General features: G+C 63.2%; 18 protein-coding genes. 8 read left to right on the top strand and 10 right to left on the bottom strand.

Going from position 1 to position 18,201, the window contains the following annotated elements:
• Positions 1 to 37 precede the first annotated feature (37 nt).
• From VGG47_RS01800 to VGG47_RS01790, 3 genes are read left to right on the top strand one after another with little or no spacing between them, the layout of a single operon-like run.
• The gene (locus VGG47_RS01800; protein ID WP_331535154.1) at positions 38 to 1,027 is read left to right on the top strand and encodes an ABC transporter substrate-binding protein; all 990 of its coding nucleotides are present in this window, start codon (positions 38 to 40) and stop codon (positions 1,025 to 1,027) included.
• Positions 1,024 to 2,574 carry an ABC transporter permease gene (locus tag VGG47_RS01795; protein ID WP_331535153.1) on the top strand — a complete coding sequence of 517 codons (1,551 nt, stop codon included), beginning with the start codon at positions 1,024 to 1,026 and terminating at the stop codon, positions 2,572 to 2,574. Before VGG47_RS01800 ends, VGG47_RS01795 begins: the two co-directional genes overlap by 4 nt.
• The gene (locus tag VGG47_RS01790; RefSeq protein WP_331535152.1) at positions 2,571 to 3,599 is read left to right on the top strand and encodes an ABC transporter ATP-binding protein; all 1,029 of its coding nucleotides are present in this window, start codon (positions 2,571 to 2,573) and stop codon (positions 3,597 to 3,599) included. Before VGG47_RS01795 ends, VGG47_RS01790 begins: the two co-directional genes overlap by 4 nt.
• Positions 3,600 to 3,740: 141 nt before the next feature.
• Here VGG47_RS01790 and VGG47_RS01785 read toward each other — a convergent pair whose 3' ends face one another.
• From VGG47_RS01785 to VGG47_RS01765, 5 genes are all read right to left on the bottom strand, one after another.
• Complete coding sequence (locus VGG47_RS01785) at positions 3,741 to 4,487, bottom strand: energy transducer TonB (protein WP_331535151.1); 747 nt, start codon at positions 4,485 to 4,487, stop codon at positions 3,741 to 3,743.
• A 153-nt stretch (positions 4,488 to 4,640) separates the two neighbouring features.
• Positions 4,641 to 7,019 carry a TonB-dependent receptor gene (locus tag VGG47_RS01780; protein ID WP_331535150.1) on the bottom strand — a complete coding sequence of 793 codons (2,379 nt, stop codon included), beginning with the start codon at positions 7,017 to 7,019 and terminating at the stop codon, positions 4,641 to 4,643.
• Between the two features lie 303 nt (positions 7,020 to 7,322).
• Positions 7,323 to 7,733 (bottom strand): ExbD/TolR family protein, encoded by a 411-nt coding sequence (locus tag VGG47_RS01775; RefSeq protein WP_331535149.1) that lies wholly within the window; start codon positions 7,731 to 7,733, stop codon positions 7,323 to 7,325.
• A 4-nt stretch (positions 7,734 to 7,737) separates the two neighbouring features.
• A complete protein-coding gene (locus VGG47_RS01770; protein ID WP_331535148.1) occupies positions 7,738 to 8,400 on the bottom strand; it encodes a MotA/TolQ/ExbB proton channel family protein in 663 nt (220 codons plus the stop codon).
• Between the two features lie 270 nt (positions 8,401 to 8,670).
• Positions 8,671 to 9,618, bottom strand: a complete 948-nt coding sequence (locus VGG47_RS01765; RefSeq protein ID WP_331535147.1) for a MurR/RpiR family transcriptional regulator — start codon at positions 9,616 to 9,618, stop codon at positions 8,671 to 8,673.
• 65 nt (positions 9,619 to 9,683) lie between these two features.
• Here VGG47_RS01765 and VGG47_RS01760 point away from each other — a divergent pair, with 65 nt between their 5' ends.
• From VGG47_RS01760 to VGG47_RS01740, 5 genes are read left to right on the top strand one after another with little or no spacing between them, the layout of a single operon-like run.
• Positions 9,684 to 10,757 (top strand): ABC transporter substrate-binding protein, encoded by a 1,074-nt coding sequence (locus VGG47_RS01760; protein WP_331535146.1) that lies wholly within the window; start codon positions 9,684 to 9,686, stop codon positions 10,755 to 10,757.
• Positions 10,754 to 12,370, top strand: a complete 1,617-nt coding sequence (locus VGG47_RS01755; RefSeq protein ID WP_331535145.1) for an ABC transporter permease — start codon at positions 10,754 to 10,756, stop codon at positions 12,368 to 12,370. Before VGG47_RS01760 ends, VGG47_RS01755 begins: the two co-directional genes overlap by 4 nt.
• Positions 12,367 to 13,425 (top strand): ABC transporter ATP-binding protein, encoded by a 1,059-nt coding sequence (locus tag VGG47_RS01750; RefSeq protein WP_331535144.1) that lies wholly within the window; start codon positions 12,367 to 12,369, stop codon positions 13,423 to 13,425. The genes VGG47_RS01755 and VGG47_RS01750 overlap by 4 nt, the downstream gene beginning before the upstream one ends.
• 7 nt (positions 13,426 to 13,432) lie before the next feature.
• Positions 13,433 to 14,038 (top strand): ABC transporter ATP-binding protein, encoded by a 606-nt coding sequence (locus VGG47_RS01745; protein ID WP_331535143.1) that lies wholly within the window; start codon positions 13,433 to 13,435, stop codon positions 14,036 to 14,038.
• Positions 14,035 to 14,838, top strand: coding sequence for an ABC transporter permease (locus tag VGG47_RS01740; protein ID WP_331535142.1), 804 nt, complete (start codon positions 14,035 to 14,037; stop codon positions 14,836 to 14,838). The genes VGG47_RS01745 and VGG47_RS01740 overlap by 4 nt, the downstream gene beginning before the upstream one ends.
• A gap of 17 nt (positions 14,839 to 14,855) precedes the next feature.
• On the opposite strand, the gene VGG47_RS01735 is transcribed toward VGG47_RS01740, so the two are convergent.
• The 5 genes from VGG47_RS01735 to VGG47_RS01715 all read right to left on the bottom strand — a co-directional run bounded on the left by VGG47_RS01735 (position 14,856) and on the right by VGG47_RS01715 (position 17,455).
• Positions 14,856 to 15,272, bottom strand: coding sequence for a DUF302 domain-containing protein (locus VGG47_RS01735; RefSeq protein ID WP_331535141.1), 417 nt, complete (start codon positions 15,270 to 15,272; stop codon positions 14,856 to 14,858).
• A gap of 171 nt (positions 15,273 to 15,443) precedes the next feature.
• Positions 15,444 to 15,641 carry a hypothetical protein gene (locus tag VGG47_RS01730; RefSeq protein WP_331535140.1) on the bottom strand — a complete coding sequence of 66 codons (198 nt, stop codon included), beginning with the start codon at positions 15,639 to 15,641 and terminating at the stop codon, positions 15,444 to 15,446.
• A gap of 243 nt (positions 15,642 to 15,884) precedes the next feature.
• Positions 15,885 to 16,253 carry a hypothetical protein gene (locus VGG47_RS01725; RefSeq protein ID WP_331535139.1) on the bottom strand — a complete coding sequence of 123 codons (369 nt, stop codon included), beginning with the start codon at positions 16,251 to 16,253 and terminating at the stop codon, positions 15,885 to 15,887.
• Positions 16,254 to 16,372: 119 nt separating this feature from the next.
• On the bottom strand, positions 16,373 to 16,825 hold the full coding sequence (locus VGG47_RS01720; RefSeq protein ID WP_331535138.1) for a glycine zipper family protein: 453 nt from the start codon (positions 16,823 to 16,825) through the stop codon (positions 16,373 to 16,375).
• A gap of 36 nt (positions 16,826 to 16,861) precedes the next feature.
• Positions 16,862 to 17,455, bottom strand: coding sequence for a hypothetical protein (locus VGG47_RS01715; protein WP_331535137.1), 594 nt, complete (start codon positions 17,453 to 17,455; stop codon positions 16,862 to 16,864).
• Positions 17,456 to 18,201 lie beyond the last annotated feature (746 nt).

Here is an 18,201-nt window from a genome sequence, read left to right as displayed (position 1 = left end):
CGGGGGAATTATGCGCAGGCTCTTTGCGGGTGTTGTTGTGGCCGTTATCGTCGTCATCGGCGCCGTCTTGTTGTGGCCGGCGCCGGATGCTGGACTCGTCGTTTATTCAGGGCTTGATTATGGGCCGACCGTCGCTGCCGCCTTCACCAAGGAAACCGGCATCAAGGTCGATATCGTCCGCCTCTCCACCGGCAGCCTGCTGGCCCGCATCGCCTCGCAAGGCCACCATCCCGCTTGGGACCTCGCCTGGTTTGACGGCGCCACCGCCGCCATGTCGCTGGATCAGGCTGGTTTGCTCGCGCACCACCTGCCGGCTCCGACCAATCTCAATGCCACCGGCAAAACCATGCTCAGTTCGCAAGGTGCCTACATCCCGACCGGCATGACCCTCGCAGGTGTTTTCATCTATGATCCCGCACGCTTGGCGACGCCGCCCACCAGCTGGAGCGATCTGACTCAGCCCGCTTATCAGGGGCAGGTCGGCATGAACGATCCCTCGATCTCCGGCCCCACCTACCCCATGCTCGCCGGCATGTTGAGCAATGCCGGCGGCTGGCCGCAGGGCCAGAACTATGTAGAGGCCCTCAAGGCCGACGGCCTGCACATGTTCGATAAAAACGACGCCACCCTGGCCGCCCTGCAATCGCAGGCCATCAGCCTTGCCATCGTGCAATCCTCCGCCGCGGTTTATTTCGCCGCCGCGCACCCCGCGCTGAAGGTCATCTTCCCCAGCCCGGCTTTCGCGCTGCCCAACGTGATGGTCGAAGCTGCGGGCCTGAAAGACCGGCAGCGTGCCGATGCCGCCAAGTTCATGGCCTTCGTCATGCGTCCGGACATCCAGAAGCTCCGCCAGACCCATGGCGAAGCCGATGGCGATTACTGGCCCATCACCACCGATGCCCCGGCCCCGCTGCCCGGTTTGCCGGGCTTGGGCACGCTCGACACCGTCACGCTGGACCCGGCGCGTTGGGGCGGGCTGGAAAGCGCCATCAACAGCTGGTTCGCAAAGGCCATGACGGACTCATGAGTCTTCTGCGCGGCATGCTGCTGGCCCTGCTGGCATGCCTCTTCATCTACCCGCTGGAGCGCCTGCTCAGCCTTCCGTTCTTCGTGCCCTCGCCAGGGGGAATCGATAGCCACGCTTATCTCAACTCGCTGGGGCTTGCCGTCCTGGTCGGCCTCATCGTGGCGCCGCTGGGCGCTCTGTTCGCCCACGCTTTGGAGGTGCTGAAAGGCCGCGCCGTCCTGGCACTCGGCTTTGCCCTCTGGGTGCTGTTCCTGGCCCCTGGTTATGTTCTAACCACCGGTTGGCTGGTGATTTTCACATCGCCGGTGGCGCGCAACAGCGCCTTCGGCCACGCGTTTCTTGACGTTGGCGGCTTGATCTTTCTCTATTGCCTCAAGGCCCTTCCGTTCGCCGCCTTCGTCGCCCGGGCCACCTTCGCGCAGGCCAGCTCCTCCTTGGCGGAGGCCGCCATCGTGCTGGGCGTTATCCCCTGGCGCCGCCGCCTGCTGGCATTGCGCCTGGCGCTGCCCGCGATCGCCGCCTCTTTCACCATCGCTGCTATCGAGACGATTCAGGAATTCGGCATCCCCGCCACGCTGGGCGTGACGACCAAATTTCCCATCATCACCTATGCCATCTATCAGCGGCTCAACACCACGCCGACGGATTTCGCGGGTGCTGCGGCGCTCTGCTGGTGGCTCATCCTCACGGCGGGCCTGCTGGCAGTGATGCAGCTTAGCGTGCAGGCGCGCCACCAGGCAGCACTTACCCATGGCCGCGCGCGCCGCAATCCGCCGCGAGACTGCGCCGCCTCCGAGACGATGTTGTTCGGCGGCAGTGCCGCGCTGCTCTGGCTCCTCGGCGTCGCAGCACCCATGCTGGCCCTGATCGACACCGCCCTGTCGGGCGACATCAGCGCGACCGACATGCTCGATTCCGTGCCGCGCTCGCTCGGCTACGGCATGTTGGCCGCGAGCCTCGCGCTCGCTCTGGGTGTCATCGTGCTCAAGCTGAAAGCCGGCCGCGCCAGATGGTTTCCGGCGCTCCTGCAGGTCCTGCTCTCGGCTAACATGGCGGTTCCCGGACTTATCCTGGGGGCGGGCTATGTCATCGCCTTCAACAATGATTTCTTGCCGCTTTACGGCACCGTGCTGCTGCTGATCATCGCCTACACGGCGGCCGCGCTGCCGATCGCCATCCGCCTGATGGGCACCGCCATCGGCCAGCTCGACAAGAAACTCGACGAGGCGGCGCGCATCTTCGCGCTGCCCAGCTTCGTCCGACTGATTGATATCGAAGCCGCCTTGCTCGCGAAACCCGGGCTCTATGCCTGGCTCCTCGTCACCGCTTCGGTGATGTATGAATTGCCGATCTCTGAGCTGCTCTACGTCCCCGGTGCGACGCCCTTAGGTGTGGCGATCGTTTCGGCGGATATGATGGCGGAATATGGCCAGGCCGCCCGCCTGGCGCTGCTGGGCTTGCTCAGCCTCGGCGTGCTCGCGGCTGTGCTCAGCGTCGCGCTGAACTTCGTCACCCGCCAACAGCCGGAAACAGAGGCCGTCCCATGAGCGCCAGCCTCACCATCACCGGCGTCAGCCGCAAGCTCGGGCAGCGTCTTGTCCTCAAGGACATTTCATTGACGCTGGGACAAGGCCAGTTCCTGGTGCTCGCGGGGGAGTCCGGTTCCGGCAAGACCACCTTGCTGCGCCTAGCCTCCGGGCTGGATCGCGCCGACACCGGAAGCATCCACATCCACGGCAGACTGGTGGATGATGCAAAAGCCGCGTTCGTGCCTGCGGATAAGCGAAAGCTTGCCATGGTGTTCCAGGACTTCGCGCTGTGGCCGCATCTCAGCTGCCTGGAGAATGTAGCGCTCGCGACCCCGCCCGACACCGCCAACCGCAACGCCGCCGCCATGGCCCTGCTGGACCGGTTGGGGGTTGCCGCCGTCGCGCGGCGCCGGCCGGCTCAGCTCTCCGGCGGCCAGCAGCAGCGCGTCGGGATCGCCCGCGCGCTGGCGGCCAAACCGCATCTGCTCCTGCTCGATGAACCGCTCTCCAGCCTTGACATGGAAACCCGCATCAAGCTGCGCGACGAATTGCTGGAAACCGTGCGCGAAGCCGGCATCTCTGCGCTCCTCGTCAGCCACGACCCGGAGGATTGCTGGCAACTGGCCGACCATGTGGCGGTGCTGGAAGGCGGTGTCATTCGCCAGCACGGCGCCCCGCGCGACCTCTGGATGCACCCGGCCTCTGCCTATATCGCCCGTTTCACCGGCGCTGCCGGCGGTCTTTCCGTGCCGGTCGTCGATGGCGCGCTTGAGATCGGCGGCGCGTTGATCCGCATTCCAGATAAGATCACAACACCGCGCGGAAAACTGTTCTGGCGTGACGGCGGTGTCCGCATGAGCGGCGACGGCACAGGCATCGCCGCGGAGGCGATTTCGACACATTTCGACGCAGGAAAATTTCGCGTGAGATGGAAAGTGCCAGGCCTGCCCCAGCCACTTGTCACTTTTGAGCCGGAGCCGGTATCGACCGGCCCAGGCCATATCGTGATTAACCCAGAAAAGTTCTTATTGTTCACAGAATAAGGAGAGCCAAAGGAAGACTACTTTTTGTGAACAAAAAGTAGTCTTTTGCGCCTTTGGGTCATGGGCGTTATCGGCGACAACGCCCATGACCCAGCACAACAAAAATTTTTGCGCCGCTTTTTTTAAAAAGCGGCCGCTTACTTAATCTCCGTCAACGTCCGGCGCTGCCATCTGGAACGTCACCGTGACGGTGATGTTGTAGGTGCGCCCTTGAAACCCGCGCGGTGGCGGCGGGTAGGCGGCGATGCGCGCATCCTCCAGCGCCGCTCTGTCGAGCAGCGGATAGCCCGATGAGCGCGTCAGCGTGATGCCGGTCACGACACCGTTGAGATAGGTGAAGGTGAGCTGCGGCGCGCCGGTCTCGTCGGCCATCTGCGCGGCCTGCGGATAGACCTCGTTGGCATGCGCCTGCAGCGCGCGCTTGATCGCGGCGCTGAACGCGTCGACCTGCCCGCCGGTCGGCGCGGGCGGCGCCGGTGGAGGTGGTGGCGTCTGCGCCACCGGCGGCTGTGGCCGCGGCGGTTGCGGAACCGGCGGCGTATATTTCGGCCGCGGCGCGACGTAACGGCGGGTGATGTGGTGCTCGGCCGGACGCGGCGGCGGGGGTGGCATGGGCGGCGCCATCGGCAAAGGCGGTGGCGGAGGCACCGGGACGGGGGGCGGCGTCACCGGCTTGGGCGGCACCGGCTTGGGCAGCGGTTTGGTCACCGGCGGCGGTTTTGGCGCGGGCGCCGGCGCGATGATCGAGAGTTTCACCGTGGCCGGGGTCGTGGCCGGCGATTCCCTGTGCGACATTGCCGGCAGCAGCAGGCCGAGCCCGCCCAGTTCCACCAAAAGGCCGATGCCTAGGGCGACGGCGAAGCGCCTTCCATCAGCCTCGGGTTTCATCCAACCATCAGAACGCATCGAAACCGACATGAAATCCAACCTCACAGCCAAGATCTTGTAACGCATCGGAGCCCGGCTCGCGCCGGACTCCTGTTGTCTTTCTTCGAATTGTCACAGGCAGCGGGGCGAACGAGCCACCCCGCCTGGTAAACATCAGAAGCCGATGGGCACCGACACCGACACGAAGGCCGAAATACCGGGTAGGACGTAATACAGGTCCTGCCCGCTCGAGGCCGCACCGGGGCTCCAGATGATCTGCTGCTGGTTGGTGATGTTGTCGAGGTTGAGCTTCACGTCCAAAGCTTGCACATGCGGCAACGGATGGACAAAGGTGTAGCCGCCGACGAGGTTGACGATGTTGTACGGATCGTACCACGCGCCCGGCGCCCGCGGGTTGCTCAGCGGCGTGCCGCCGTTTCCAGAGCCGTTGCCGTCATACTCGCCACCGACCAGTTGATCGACGACTGAGGCGTAGATATTGTTCTTGTTGTAGATGACCCCGAAATTCGAGGTGAACTGCGGTACCTCGGCGATGTAATCGTTGCTGGCGGTGAGACCCGCCTTGTTCAGGGCGCCATTGGCGAACACGCTGATGCCGTTGTCGAATGTATAGGTGCCCTCGCCCTCGACGCCCTTATAGATCGCACCGCCGGCGTTGAAGAAATTCGTTATACCGTCGACGGTCGGTCCGGTTGCGACGAGATTGGTGAAGTGGATCAGGTAGATGTCGCCGCCGAGCGCGAGATGCTGGCTCTGATAGGCGAAGCCGGTCTGGTAATTCCAGGTCGTCTCCGGGTTGAATGAATTGCCGGCGTCGTTCGCGGTGTTCAGGAAGTTGACGTTCGGCGCCAGAAAGCCTTCTGCCGCCTGCACATAGGCCGACAGATTGGGCGAGAAGCTGTAGCGGGCTTCGGCGCTGGGCAGCAGCTTATCCCAATTATGCTGAAAGCCGATATTCGGCAGCGACGTGGTGGCAAAAGCGTCTTTGATCTGACGCCGGAAGAACGCGTATTTCACGCCCGCCGTAAGCGTGAGGTTCTGGATCGGCGTGACGTCGAGCTGGGCGTAAGGCTGAAACGTATAGAGCTGGTTCTCCTGCGCACGGACGACGGGCGGACTTCCCTGCGAAAAGTCAACGACGTTGCCATCGGTGAGGTCGACGTTGGTAACGGCGCGGGTGTTTACTTGATGATCGAACCAGACACCGAACTTGAAATCGCTCGGCATGTTCGCGACCGAGAAATTCTTCTGCCACCGGTCGATCGTACCGACCGAGCGATAGGAGTTGGTGAAATTGTTGCCGGGTACGCCAGGCTGCGGCACGCCGCCCGGCGTGAGCACGACCTCATTGGGTACACCGCCGGGTGCGGTGACGCCACCGGGAAGCTGGTCGCCGGGATCAATGCCGTTCAGGTCGTGATGGTAATAACCATAAGTGTAGAGCTTGCCGTCGAACTGCCAACCGTCACCGAGATTGGAGGTCACATCGAGATATTCCATATCGGTGGTGATATGGTCGTTATTGAAGCGGTTAAAGGCCTGCGAATTTGGGTCGCCACTATACGCGAAATTGTGACCAAAGGCCGCCATCTGGTCGAGCGTCGCGCCGATGGAGGGGTTCTGGTAAGTGTCATTGTACATCGCCAGCGCGGTCACGGTCGTATTGGCGTTGACCGGGACGACCACCTTGCCGAAAAAGTTCTTCCGCTCCTGAGATGCGCCCTGAAGCGCACCGCTGGTGCCCAAATGTTCAACATCGATAATCGCGGAAGTGCCATTGGCCGACTGAATCGCGCCCGTATCGAGCTCGATACCGCCGAGATTGGTATGGTAGCTGCCGTACTCGCCATAGGGGGTGACCGTCGGCGTTGCGAGCGGATCCTTGGTGCGGACGGAGATCGTGCCGCCGAAGGTGGCGTCACCGACCGTCTCCGCCGTGCCGGGGCCACGATCGACGATCACCTGACCGATATCGTTATTCATAAAGAACGAGGTGGTATGATGCGTGAAGTCGTTAGAATCGCCGATGGGAATGCCATCGAACGTGACGTTGAACTGGCCGTCCTGAAAGCCGCGGATCGTGAGACCCTGATTCTCCATCAGGCCCGGACCGTTGGGCGAAATCGTCGAGACCGAGGGCGAAAGAGCGGCGGCATCGGCGTAGCTTTCCGAGCCGATCAGCTGCTTCTGGATCGTCCTCTGGTTGATCACCGAGGTCGGCTGGATCGAGTTGAGTGGCGTCAGCGACGGCGCTTCATACGGCGCGGTGCCGGGCGTGGTGGCGAGATCGGCGGCACTGCCGGAGCCGGTCGAGAGCACAGCGCCGAGATCGAGATTGGTCGAGCCCGTGGAAACGGTCGTGCCGGTGGCGCCGACCGTCGGCGCGCTCTGCGGCGTGACGCTCTGCGCCTGCGCCGGTACGGCCAGCGGCGTAGTAGCAAGCATTACACCAAACCCCGACATCGCCAGGCCGAGCGCCCGGTACGACGACGCACGCCCAAGAACGCGGCGCAGCGTGAAATGATGGACCATCGAAATTTAAGCTCCCAGATTGAAGTTCTCACCTGACGCCAGGACAACTTTTTCAGCGTACTTCTAGGTAAGTAGCTGAACTCATGTAAATATTCTCTTTCATTTCGAAGAAAGTTTGATGACACACTTCGTAATATATATTAACCGAAAGTCATAAAATAACGACTTTTACGAATTTTCATTTGAATTCAATCTTGTAGTAATGACTACTTTTTTTGCGTCAGCGCACAAAAAAACACGCGGAGATCGCTCTCCGCGTGTTCACTTGGCGTCAGGTACTGCGGGCGGGCCGCCCGGCGCGGGTCAGTCGGCCGGCGTTCCCGGCTGCGCGGCGATGCCGATATCGGTCACCCCCGCCTTCCGCGCCGCATCGATCACGGTGATGAAGTGCTGGAACGCCGTCGCCTTGTCGGTGGCGATGGTCAGCTCGGTCTTGTCCGGCGCGCCATCGGCAGCGAACATCGCGGTCAGCTGATCCGGCGTCATCACGTCGTCCTTCACCTTGATCGTGCCGTCCGCCAGCACGTTCACGGTGAATTTCGGATGCGGCAGCACATCGGTCTGGCTGGAGACCGGCAGCTGCAAGTTCACGCCCTTGTCGGGGATCATCTGCAGCGTGATGATGATGAAGAACACCAGCAGAAACAGCATCACGTCGATCATCGGAATGATCTCGATGCGTGCCTTCCTATGCTCGAAATAGCGCATTTTCATCGTCTCAAACGCGCGCCATGGCCGGGTTGCGCAGCGCCGCCCCGGATGCTGCCGGCGCGTCGGTGCGGTTGATGATCAATGTTTTCATGGACTCCAGCTGGTGCATGATCAGCCGTACCTGATTGGTCAGCGCGTTGTAGCCGGTCAGGCCAAGCATGGCGATGAAAATGCCGAACGCCGTGGCAACCAGCGCGTCGGCGACGCCGGCGGTGATATCAGCCGGGGTATGGCCCGGCTGCGCCAGCACGGAAAAAGCATGGAACATGCCGATGATCGTGCCGAACAGGCCGAGCAGCGGCGCCAGGGTCACCACCGTGTCGAGGACCCACAGGCGACGATCGACCGAGGGGGCGATCAGCATGATCGATTCGTCCAGGCGGTTGGCCATCGCCTCGGCGGAAACCGCGTGCAGATGACGCTGCGCGATCGCCAGCAGGGCGGCTTCCGGCAGATTGCGGGCGTGCGAGAGCAGATCGGCAAGATCCTGCTGCGTCAGCGTTTCGCGAGCGGCGGTCGCATGGATGATAGACTTGCCGCGCACGATCGTGCTGCGCAACGACCAGGAACGGTCAATGATCACAGCAAGCGCGATCAGCAGCAGCGCCGCAAGGATGTAGAGAACACCATCCGAATAATCGGCGAGGTGAATGATATAAGCGTACGACAAATGTATCCCTCCGTCTTTACGAGTGGCCGATACAGCAAGTCCACGATGCGCGGTGTGATAGATTTATGGCAGAAAGTCGTCTTGCGTTTTATGCAGAAGAAAGCAGCCGCTTTTTGAAAAAAGCGGCGCAAAAACTTTTGGCCACGTTGGGTCATAGGCATTGTCAGCGACAACGCCCATGACCCAGAATTAATAAAGTTTTTTGCTTCTTTTTGTTCACAAAAAGAAGTCTTCCTCTTCACTCCTTAAGCAGGTTTCAACCGCACAATCTTATTTCGGCTTGGCCAGCGCCGCGCGAAGCCCCGCCAGCCGCTCCAGCGTTTCGATCGTGTGCGCGCGGTTGGCCACCGCCAACCCCATCAGCAGAGCCTCCAAGGTGATCAGCGTGGCGCCATGCAGCGCCACCTGCTCCGCCCGGCCACGCCGCGCCGGCAGCACCACGGCGGCCGTCTTGGCGAGCTTGGTCTCCGGCTTGTCGGTGACCAGCACGATCGGGATCTGCCGCGCCGCCGCTTCCGATGCCGTCAGCAGCACCTCGCGATAGGACTCGCCATAAGAGAGCATCAGAAGCCCGTCTTGCGCCGACAGATCGAGCAGCTGGTCGGCTAGGCCCAGCCCGCCATGCCCGATCACCTTGGCCCGCCGCCCGTGACGGTTCAGCATCACCTCGAGATACGCGGCGATCGCGGTTGAAGGACCGGCCGCATAAATAACGATGCGTTCGACCGGATGCAGTGCTGCGATCGCCTGATGGATCGGCGCACGGCCACCCGCTGTCTGCGTCTGGCGCAGCGATTCGCGGTGCGTGTCGAGCACCAGATCGGCGGCCTTCATCGCCTCCGTTTCCGCCGGTCCGCTCAAATCCTGCAAAGTCCGGCGCATATTGTCCAAAGGCGTGGTCGAGCCGCTGATCGAGGCGGCGATCGCCTGACGCAGCTCGCCCAGTCCCTGGAACCCCAGCATCTGCACCGTGCGCACCACGGTCGCATCGGAGGTCCCGATGCTCGCGGCCAGCTCCGCCGCCGAGTTCGTCAGCACCACGACGCGGTTGCGGTCGAGATAACGCGCCACGCGCAACACGGTCGGCGACAGCTCCGCCTTCAGCGCGTGCACCTGCGCCGACAAGCGATCGTCAGGCTCGGCATCGGCCGCCGAGGCCGGCACCTCTTGCGCGCCCCCTGACAGCTTCGGCTTCGGGGCAAGTCGCGAACGCGTCATGAAACTGTCAACCTCGTAGCGTTGCGGATGGTCCGGAAGTATTCGTAATAGACGCTACATAGACGATGCTCAATTCCTCATGTCAATATCGCGGCGCGCCGTCGGCCCTCCGCCTCATGCAGATTTACCGCCGCGCGGTGCTCGCCTTGTGCGTGGCGCTGCTCGGCTTCGGCACGGTCTGGACCTTCCGCCCGGTCTCTGCCGGTTCCACGCTGGTGCTCTACACCGCGGTCGGCTACGCGCCCCAAGTGGTCAGGGCTTTTATGAAGCAGACCGGAATCCGCGTCACTATTATTAACATGTCGACCGGCCCGCTGCTGGCCCGCGTCTCGGCCGAGGGAAGTCGCGCCGACTGGTCGCTGGTCTGGTTCGACGGCGCCGCCGCCGCCGCCGCACTCGACCAGAGCGGCCTACTGGCGCACCACACCACACCCACTCTGCCCTGGACCAGGCTCGGCCAGACGCTGCTGCCCGCCGACGGCGCCTATACCCCGACCGGCGTCACCCTGGCCGGCGTATTCTCGGTGCCTAAGAGCCGTGCTGCGGAAAGGCTCGACTGGAACACGCTGCTCACACAAGCGGAGGCCGGCAAATTCGGCCTGTCCAACCCGCAGCTTTCCGGGCCCGCTTTTCTGCTCCTCGCCAACCTTCTGGAACTGCACGGCGGCTGGCCGCAGGGCCAAGGCTTCCTGCGTGCCTTGCAGCGGAACGGAATGCGGCTCTACCCCACCAATCCGAGCACGGAACTCGCCTTGCAGACCCGCCAGATCGACCTCGCGGTGGCACAAAGCTCCGCTGCCTACGCGTTAGCGAAACGCGACCCTGCGTTCGCGGTGGTCCTGCCGCCGTGCCCGGCGATCCTGCCCAGCGTGATCGCCATCGCCGCCAACCTGCCGCCCCGCCGGCACGCAGCGGCCGAGGCCTTCATCCGCTTCGCGATAACCCCGAAAATCCAGGCACTGCGCCAGGCCAGCCCCTCCTCGGACGCATTGTACTGGCCCGTCACCACCGACACCCCCAGCCCGCCTGGCCTGCCCCCGCTCGACCACTTGCCCGTGACGATCCTCACCCCTGCGACATGGGGCGCCAAGGAGGCGGCAATCGGCGCCTGGTTCGACCGACTGACCGCGCTGCAGTGACTTTTTCTGCCCCCGCCGCGCACCTGCGCAACCTGTCCGGCGTGCCGATCCTGCTCGTCTTCGGCGTGCTGTTCGTCTATCCGCTGCTGCGTTTTCTGCTCCTGCCGCTGGTCCCGGCGCTGGGGCCTCTCGGCTCTGTCGGCATCGCGGCGCCGGAGAATTTCCTGTCGGCGCACGCCATCCTCGACACGCTGCAGCTCGCCCTGGTCACGGCCGCGGTCACCGTCCCGGCCGGCATTCTCTTCGCCTTCCTGCTGGAATGCCGCGCCTGGCCCGGCAACCGCGTGCTCGCCATGACGCTGTGGCTGGTCTTCGTGCTGCCGAGCTATCTCATCGCCACCGGCTTTCAGATTCTGCTCGGCTGGGCTGTCCTGCGCGGCAGCCTGGTCCAGCATTTGTTCTTCAGCGCGCCTGGCATCGTGCTGCTGCTCGCCCTCAAGGGCCTGCCCTTCTGCGTGCTGGCGGCGCGCACTGGCTGGCGCGCGATCGGCGGCGAAATCGGCGACGCCGCGCGCATCCACATCAACGATTCCTGGCACCGCCGGGTGCTGCTGCGCCTGCTGCTCCCCACCGCCGGCGCCGGTTTTGTCATCGTCTTTGTCGAAGTGCTGCAGGATTTCGGCATCGCCGCGACGCTCGGCGCGCAGATCCATCTGCCGCTGATCATCTACGCTATATATGAGCAGCTCACGACCATGCCAATCGATTTCGCCGCCGCGGCGCGGCTCAGCTGGTGGCTGGTGCTGCTCGCCGGGCTCGCCGTGGCGCTGCACCTGGGGATTTCGCTGCGCTACACCAGCGCCCTTGTGCATGGCCGGCAGCGCGAAGTTCTGCGACCTTCCTGCCATGGGGCCGAGGCCGTGGCCGCGACCATCGGCCTTGCCGCCCTGATTACGCTGGGCCTCGCCGTGCCCCTCGGCGCCCTGCTGGCCGAGGCCTTGCAGCCCACTCATGGCGCCTTTCTGCCGCTGGGGACGCTCACCAGCCTGGGCAACTCCGCCGCCTATGCCAGCGTCGCCGCCTCGCTCGCCATCCTGCTGGCAACCGGGCTCGCGGCCCGGGCCGGGCGCTCCGGCCGCCTGCGCCACGCGCTCGACGTCATCACCCTCGGCAACATGGCCGTGCCCGGCCTGGTGCTCGGCGCCGCCTATGTGATCGCCTTCAACAATGCCTGGGCGCCGCTCTACGGCACGCCGCTGCTGCTGGTGGTCGGCTATGTCGCCACCCATGCGCCGATGCTGGTGCGCTTCCTGCAGCCCGCTTTCGGCCAGCTGCACATCAACCTCGCCGATGCCGGAAGGGTGCACGGGCTCGGCCTCCCCCGCCGCCTGCAACGCATTTGTGTCCCGTTGCTGAGCAAACCTTTGCTGTGGGGCTGGTGCCTGGCCTTCAGCCAGATCTTGTTCGAGCTGCCGGTCTCGGAATTGCTCTATCCCGCCGGCCGCACCCCGCTCGGCGTGCAGCTGCTACAACTCGACCAGAGCCTCAATTACGTCACCGAGGCGCGGCTGGCCTTGTGCGGCATTCTCGTCTGTCTCACCGCCATCGGCGTGGCCGCACTGCTCGCCGCCGATCATCCCTCCCCGGCCCTGGCCTCGCAGGAGCGTTCATGACCCTTCTCCGCCTCGAAAATGTGCGCAAGCGCTACGACCAGACCCCGGCCCTGCACGATATCGGGCTGCACCTTGAGGCCGGCGAATTCCTGGTCCTGATCGGCGGCTCCGGCTCCGGCAAAACGACCCTCCTGCGCGCCGCGGCGGGGCTGGAGCGCGTCACCGCCGGCCGGATCACCCTCCGCCAGGACATTGTCGACGACCCGCAAGCCACATTGTTCGTGCCGCCCGCGCAGCGCCGCCTCGGCATGGTGTTCCAGGACTACGCACTCTGGCCGCATCTCTCCTGCCTGGACAATGTCGCCACCGCTTTGCCCGCACGCACCCCGAACCGGCTGAACCGCGCGCAAAAAATGCTGGAGCGGATGCAGATCGGCGCCCTCGCGCAGCGCCGCCCCGCGCGCCTCTCCGGCGGCCAGCAGCAGCGGGTCGGCATCGCCCGCGCCTTGGTCGCACGGCCGGATCTGCTGCTGCTCGACGAGCCATTCTCCAGCCTCGACCCGCATATCCGCGACCAGCTGCGCAACGACATCCGCGCCCTGGCGCGCGAAACCGGCACGGCTTCCCTGCTGGTCAGCCACGACCCCGCCGATGTCTGGCGCCTGGCCGACCGCGTCGCCGTGCTGGAGGCCGGACGCATCATCCAACTCGCCACGCCCGAAACGCTCTTCACCCGCCCCGCCACACCACATGTGGCACGCTTCAGCGGCGCCCAAGGCGGGTTTCCTGCGGTCCCGGCCCAGGTGGGCAGCACAACCGGCGTCCGGCTCGGCGACGTTTTTCTTCCCGCCCCCCTGGACCATGCTTGCGCACCGGAATGTATCGCCTATTTCCGCCCGCAAGATGTCCTCTCCCAGCCGGCGTGCTCGACCGGCCCGGGCCTACCGGCCATTCTGGATCATTGTGTGTTCGAGGCCGGCGCCTGGCTCGCTTATTGGCGCGTCGCCGGCCTCCTTTCCCTCATTTGCAGCCGTGAGACGCAAAAACCCGGCGCTGAAGCCCGACTGACTATATCGGGAGACAAAATCTTCCTCTATCCGCGCGACAAAGAATAGGACCATCATGTTGCTTGAAATCCGTGACTTGACCGGGGCTCCCGGCGGGCCGTTCAATCTGACGCTCGAGGCCGGCGACCGCCTGGTCATTTCCGGCCCGTCCGGGATCGGCAAAAGCCTGCTGCTGCGCATGATCGCCGATCTCGATGAGAACACCGGCACGATCCGCCTCAACGGCGTGGCGCGGGACTCCATGCCGGCGCCGAACTGGCGGCGGCAGGTGATGTATGTCGCCGCGGAATCCGGCTGGTGGGCGGAGACGGTGCGCGAGCATATGCAGCCGGCCGCGGAAGCCGCCGCCCTGGCGCCGCGCCTCGGCCTGCGCGCGGAGCTGCTCGATGCTCCGGTCGCCCAACTGTCCACCGGCGAGCGGCAGCGCATGGCGCTGCTTCGCGCCATCATCCGCAAGCCCGCGGTGCTGCTGCTCGACGAGCCGACCTCGGCCCTCGACCTGACCTCCACGCTGGCCGTGGAAACCCTGCTGAGCGAACTCGCCGCCGCCGGAACCGCACTGGTGGTGGTCTCGCATAACGAGCAGCAGGCCGAGCGCATCGCCACGCGGCGCGCGCATATGACCCTCGGCGCGCTGACCGAACTGGAGACGTGCCTGTGAAACCGATCGATCTCACCGTTTTCGATCTCGCGATCGCCTCGGGCCTGGTGCTGCTCAGCGCCGCTTTGTCGCTGTTTCTGTCCTTGCGCGTGCACCGCTCGCTGCTCTGGTCGGCGGTCCGCATGGTGGTCCAGCTGATGCTGGTCGGCTACGTGCTGCGCCTCGTCTTCGTCACCATGAATCCTTGGGCGACGGTGCTGGTGGCCGCGGTGATGGCCGGTGCCGCGACCTACGAGGTCGGCGCGCGCCAACAGCAACGCCTGGCGCCGATCAGCCATTACGCCACCGGCGGCGGCGCCACCGTGCTCGCCACACTGGTCATCACCATTCTCGCGCTGATCACCACCTTGCGGCCCGAGCCCTGGTACAATCCGCGCGAGGCATTGCCGCTCACCGGCATCATCCTCGGCAATGTGATGAACGCCGTCAGCCTGTCGCTGAATTCCTTCTTCAACAGCGTGAAGCGCGAGCGCAATGCCATCGAGGCGCGCCTGGCCCTGGGCGAGCCCCGCTACCTCGCGCTGCACGGCCTCGCCGCGCAGGCGATCCGCACCGCGCTGATCCCGACGATCAACACCATGACCGCCGCCGGGCTGATCACCATGCCCGGCATCATGACCGGCCAGCTGCTCGCCGGCATGGACCCGGTGAGTGCCGCGAAATATCAGATCCTGCTCATGTTCCTCATCGTCGGCGGCAACTGCCTGGGCGCTTTCACCGCTGTTTACCTGGTGATTTTCAAATTGACCGATCACCGCGACCGGCTGCGCCTGGACCGGCTGAACTCACGCCGGGTCTGAGCGAGAACCTTCCTGTGTCAGGCACCTGTCGCATGCATTGCGAGCGCCGCGAGGTTTGCAGCCATGGCGGCAGCCGCGCGATGGCCGTCATTGCCAGCTTCATGCCGAGCCGCGATCCAAGTTGGATCATTGTAGCTGAGCATGACCGCGTCATCAGCATCCTGCCACACCAGCATCTTGAGCGGGAGATCGATACCCGCGGTCTGCACGTCCTGCATCAACGGCGTCCCCGCAGCGGGGTTACCAAACATGAGAAGCGTCGTGGGCCGCAGAGACAGCCCGATGCTTGCCGCACCGGCCGCATGATCGACGCGCGCAAAGACGGTGATCGCTTTCGCTTGCACACTTGCCGATAACCGCTCAAGCGTGGTCGAAAAATCATGGGCGCTGCGCAGCGTGATGAGGCCATTTTCGGGCATAACGGCAATCTCCAAATTTTCCTTACGGCTTACGGCGCATTGCGTCGGCGATTTTGTCGGCGCGTCTGTCGACCTTCTTAGCGGAGAATAAGTTTTTGCGGCGTTTTTTTTAAAAAGCGGCCACTTTCCTCTGTCCGAGATCGTCGACCGGGACGGTCCGGGGTGAAACTGCTCCGGCCCACCAAATCAGAGTGTCGGGGCCGCCGCCTGCGTGTGTTGCGACAGCGTTTCCTGATGCGAGGTGTTCGCCGCGGCAAGAGAATTCCGCGCCGCGATATCGTTGTAGATGGTACCGGTATCAATGAGCAGTTCCGAGAGCCCCTGCGGGTGGCTTGGGTAGGACGCATTGATTGACCGCCAGGGTGCCCGGACAGCCTCTGACACCACTGTATAGCTGGCTTGGAAGTCCGAGCACAGCGGTGGGCAAGATGCACCCAGACGTGACGCCGAGCACGGTGTCCAGCGGCGTGTGATCGGGGTTTTGGTCCACCCAGGTCGGCTCATTGATCGTGAAGCCTTGAGGATAGCCGAAATGTTGGATCAGGGCCGCGAGCGTGTCACGAAACGTCGGAGCGTCGGTGATTTGCGCCAAGGAGGCCGGGTAGCTGACTTGCCGATTCAGGCCGACTACCGTGTTTCCCGAGAGGTCAGATGTGAACTGCATAAAGTAGCTCTGTGACGTCTGCCGCCGGCAGGCCCCTCGACCGGTTGCGTGTTCACGTTCAGGTAGCCCACGTAGACCTTGCCGCCGGCGCTCAGAAACTGCCCCGTGCGAATCTGCGCGCCGGGGAAATCGGCGGCATCGGAATGGATGACGGAAAGCACGTTATTCACGGACATCCCGATCGTGATGCCGGCAACCGACGGGCGCTGATTGGCGGCCGCTGGTGAAGTTAACGCCGCTGCATCAGAGGAGACCGGAACGGCGACGATCGCGCCAAGGGTCGCCGCCATTGTGGCACTGCGCTGCAGCAACTTGCGACGACCTCGTGACATGGTTGAATGCATAAAGACCTCTATCTAGTTTGAACGCCCGGGTCGAGGCGTAAAATCGCTCGCGCTCCAGACCGACATCGCTGTCGATCTGGAGATTAAGTTTCTCTAACAGAACTGCGTTACTGCTGCGCGCCAGACTGATTGGAATACTGTATTCCGACGACCTGATCACCCTTGGAATACATGCACGTCCCATAAGCCTGGTCGTATTGTTGCTGGATCGACTGTTGCGCGTTCGCCGTTCCGTCCGCCCCGACGACGGCCCCCACGGTACCGCCTGCCGCAGCGCCGACCCCGGCACCGCTTCCTCCGTCGGTCGCACCGCCCAGCCCGCCTCCCAGTGCGGCGCCGATCAGGGTCGATCCGATCGCTTGCCGATTGGCGGCGTCCGCCTGCCCCGCAACCTGGGACTTGGCATACTGCTCGCAACCGGCTTGATCCTGTTGGAACACCGAGAACGGCTCGTTCGCAGCCGGCAAAACCTGCACTGTCGGCCCCATCGGGGTCGTTGCGCAACCTTCGAGCAACAGCAACGCAAAACCCCCTAAACAGACAGGAAGTTTTTTATACATCGTATCAATTCCTAATTGAGATCAAAACGGGGAATATCAGCCACCGGAGACGCGCTGGAAGGGACCATTGCAAGTCGGTACCTGCGGATAGTAACCAGCAGGATTGGCGCAATAATATCTAAATGTCGGCGGCGGCTGGACAACCACAGGAGCCGGCTGGCCCGCGGCCATAGGCTCTTCATAAGTGACGGTGCCCACGGCCTGCGGATAAGGATAGGCCGGCTGGTCATAAAAATACCAAGCTCCGCCCGCGTACCACCACCATCCGTAGCGGCCGCCCCAGGATGTATGCCGCCAGTGTCCGCCGCGCCAGCGCGCCAGATCGGCGTGGTCGAAGTGACGCACATCATGGCCGCGAAATGCATAGCTATGCGGACCGGCACCGAAGCCGTGGCCGACGACGCCACCACGGTATCCAAAACCACGATTTCCGACGAAACCGCGATTTTGCGCAAACCCTCTGTTATCAAGCCCGCCACGTGCGTTGAAACCGCCCGGACGGTTCATGGCCCCGGCCCGTACTGCGGCCGCACGGGCGGGAGCACCATGATAAGCAGGCGCCGCCAAGGCCGGAGAAACGGCCGTCAGCGCCAAAAAAAACATCGCAAAAATACCAGCCACATGTTTCAAAAATTAGACCCTCCCTATTCTCCTAACAATCCATGAGCGACGTTAATTTAATGCTGTGTTAAATTTCAACCACGCGTTGTCAATCTCTTGTTATTTACGCCAACCATAAGTGTGTGATGTCTATCCAGACGGCATCTATAAAATATTTCGATAACTAACATTTTTTCGCGTTTTCGGTGACATGCGATGTTATCAAGAAAGCAGATCACATCGAGCAAAGAACATTTTCCCGCCATGCGAGAACTCGAACTTTAACTTTTTTATGTCCGTTCGCTTTTCAAGTGACGAGCGCCGCGACCTACTCGATACCATTGGCGTGCCATTGCTACGCCCGGCCCATTCCATTCGTTCGCGAATATTAAAAAATGAAGTTGCCCCCCAGTTTCCCAACTGGCCGGCGCACCAATTCCTAACAGCACGCCCATCCGCCAGAGAGCCGCTCTCTTCCGAAGGGCCCTAGAAAAACCCGCCCAGTTATTGGGCGGCGTTCATTTTTTCTCGTAGGATCAGCTCGATATTCGTGCCTTCCGATAGCTAGAAGCGGTAAAAATAATTCTATCTACTTTTCAGATAGGAGTAATGCCTTATTAATTTGGCCTGCCCCCCTAGCACTACTTTGGCACTTTTTGTTTGGCGTATTTTGTAAAGAGCATGTCACAGTGAGGGCATCGTAGAGGCGGGGGCCGTGCGAAGAGGTTGAGGATCGCTTGCCTAATTGCCGGCATGCTCGGTTGCGGTGGCGGCCC

The organism is Acidocella sp. (genome assembly GCF_036489515.1).
Lineage (GTDB): Bacteria > Pseudomonadota > Alphaproteobacteria > Acetobacterales > Acetobacteraceae > Acidocella.
The sequence above is the reverse complement of the archived record's forward strand: the minus strand, read 5'-3'. Positions and strand labels throughout refer to the sequence as shown.

Bases quoted from the DNA above. Each gene is read 5' to 3' on its own strand.
- VGG47_RS01760 (WP_331535146.1), top strand. From the start codon at position 9,684: ATGCTCAATTCCTCATGTCAATATCGCGGCGCGCCGTCGGCCCTCCGC.
- VGG47_RS01745 (WP_331535143.1), top strand. From the start codon at position 13,433: ATGTTGCTTGAAATCCGTGACTTGACCGGGGCTCCCGGCGGGCCGTTC.
- VGG47_RS01780 (WP_331535150.1), bottom strand. From the start codon at position 7,019: ATGGTCCATCATTTCACGCTGCGCCGCGTTCTTGGGCGTGCGTCGTCG.
- VGG47_RS01790 (WP_331535152.1), top strand. From the start codon at position 2,571: ATGAGCGCCAGCCTCACCATCACCGGCGTCAGCCGCAAGCTCGGGCAG.
- VGG47_RS01775 (WP_331535149.1), bottom strand. From the start codon at position 7,733: ATGAAAATGCGCTATTTCGAGCATAGGAAGGCACGCATCGAGATCATT.
- VGG47_RS01725 (WP_331535139.1), bottom strand. From the start codon at position 16,253: ATGTCACGAGGTCGTCGCAAGTTGCTGCAGCGCAGTGCCACAATGGCG.
- VGG47_RS01720 (WP_331535138.1), bottom strand. From the start codon at position 16,825: ATGTATAAAAAACTTCCTGTCTGTTTAGGGGGTTTTGCGTTGCTGTTG.
- VGG47_RS01750 (WP_331535144.1), top strand. From the start codon at position 12,367: ATGACCCTTCTCCGCCTCGAAAATGTGCGCAAGCGCTACGACCAGACC.
- VGG47_RS01765 (WP_331535147.1), bottom strand. From the start codon at position 9,618: ATGACGCGTTCGCGACTTGCCCCGAAGCCGAAGCTGTCAGGGGGCGCG.
- VGG47_RS01785 (WP_331535151.1), bottom strand. From the start codon at position 4,487: ATGAAACCCGAGGCTGATGGAAGGCGCTTCGCCGTCGCCCTAGGCATC.
- VGG47_RS01795 (WP_331535153.1), top strand. From the start codon at position 1,024: ATGAGTCTTCTGCGCGGCATGCTGCTGGCCCTGCTGGCATGCCTCTTC.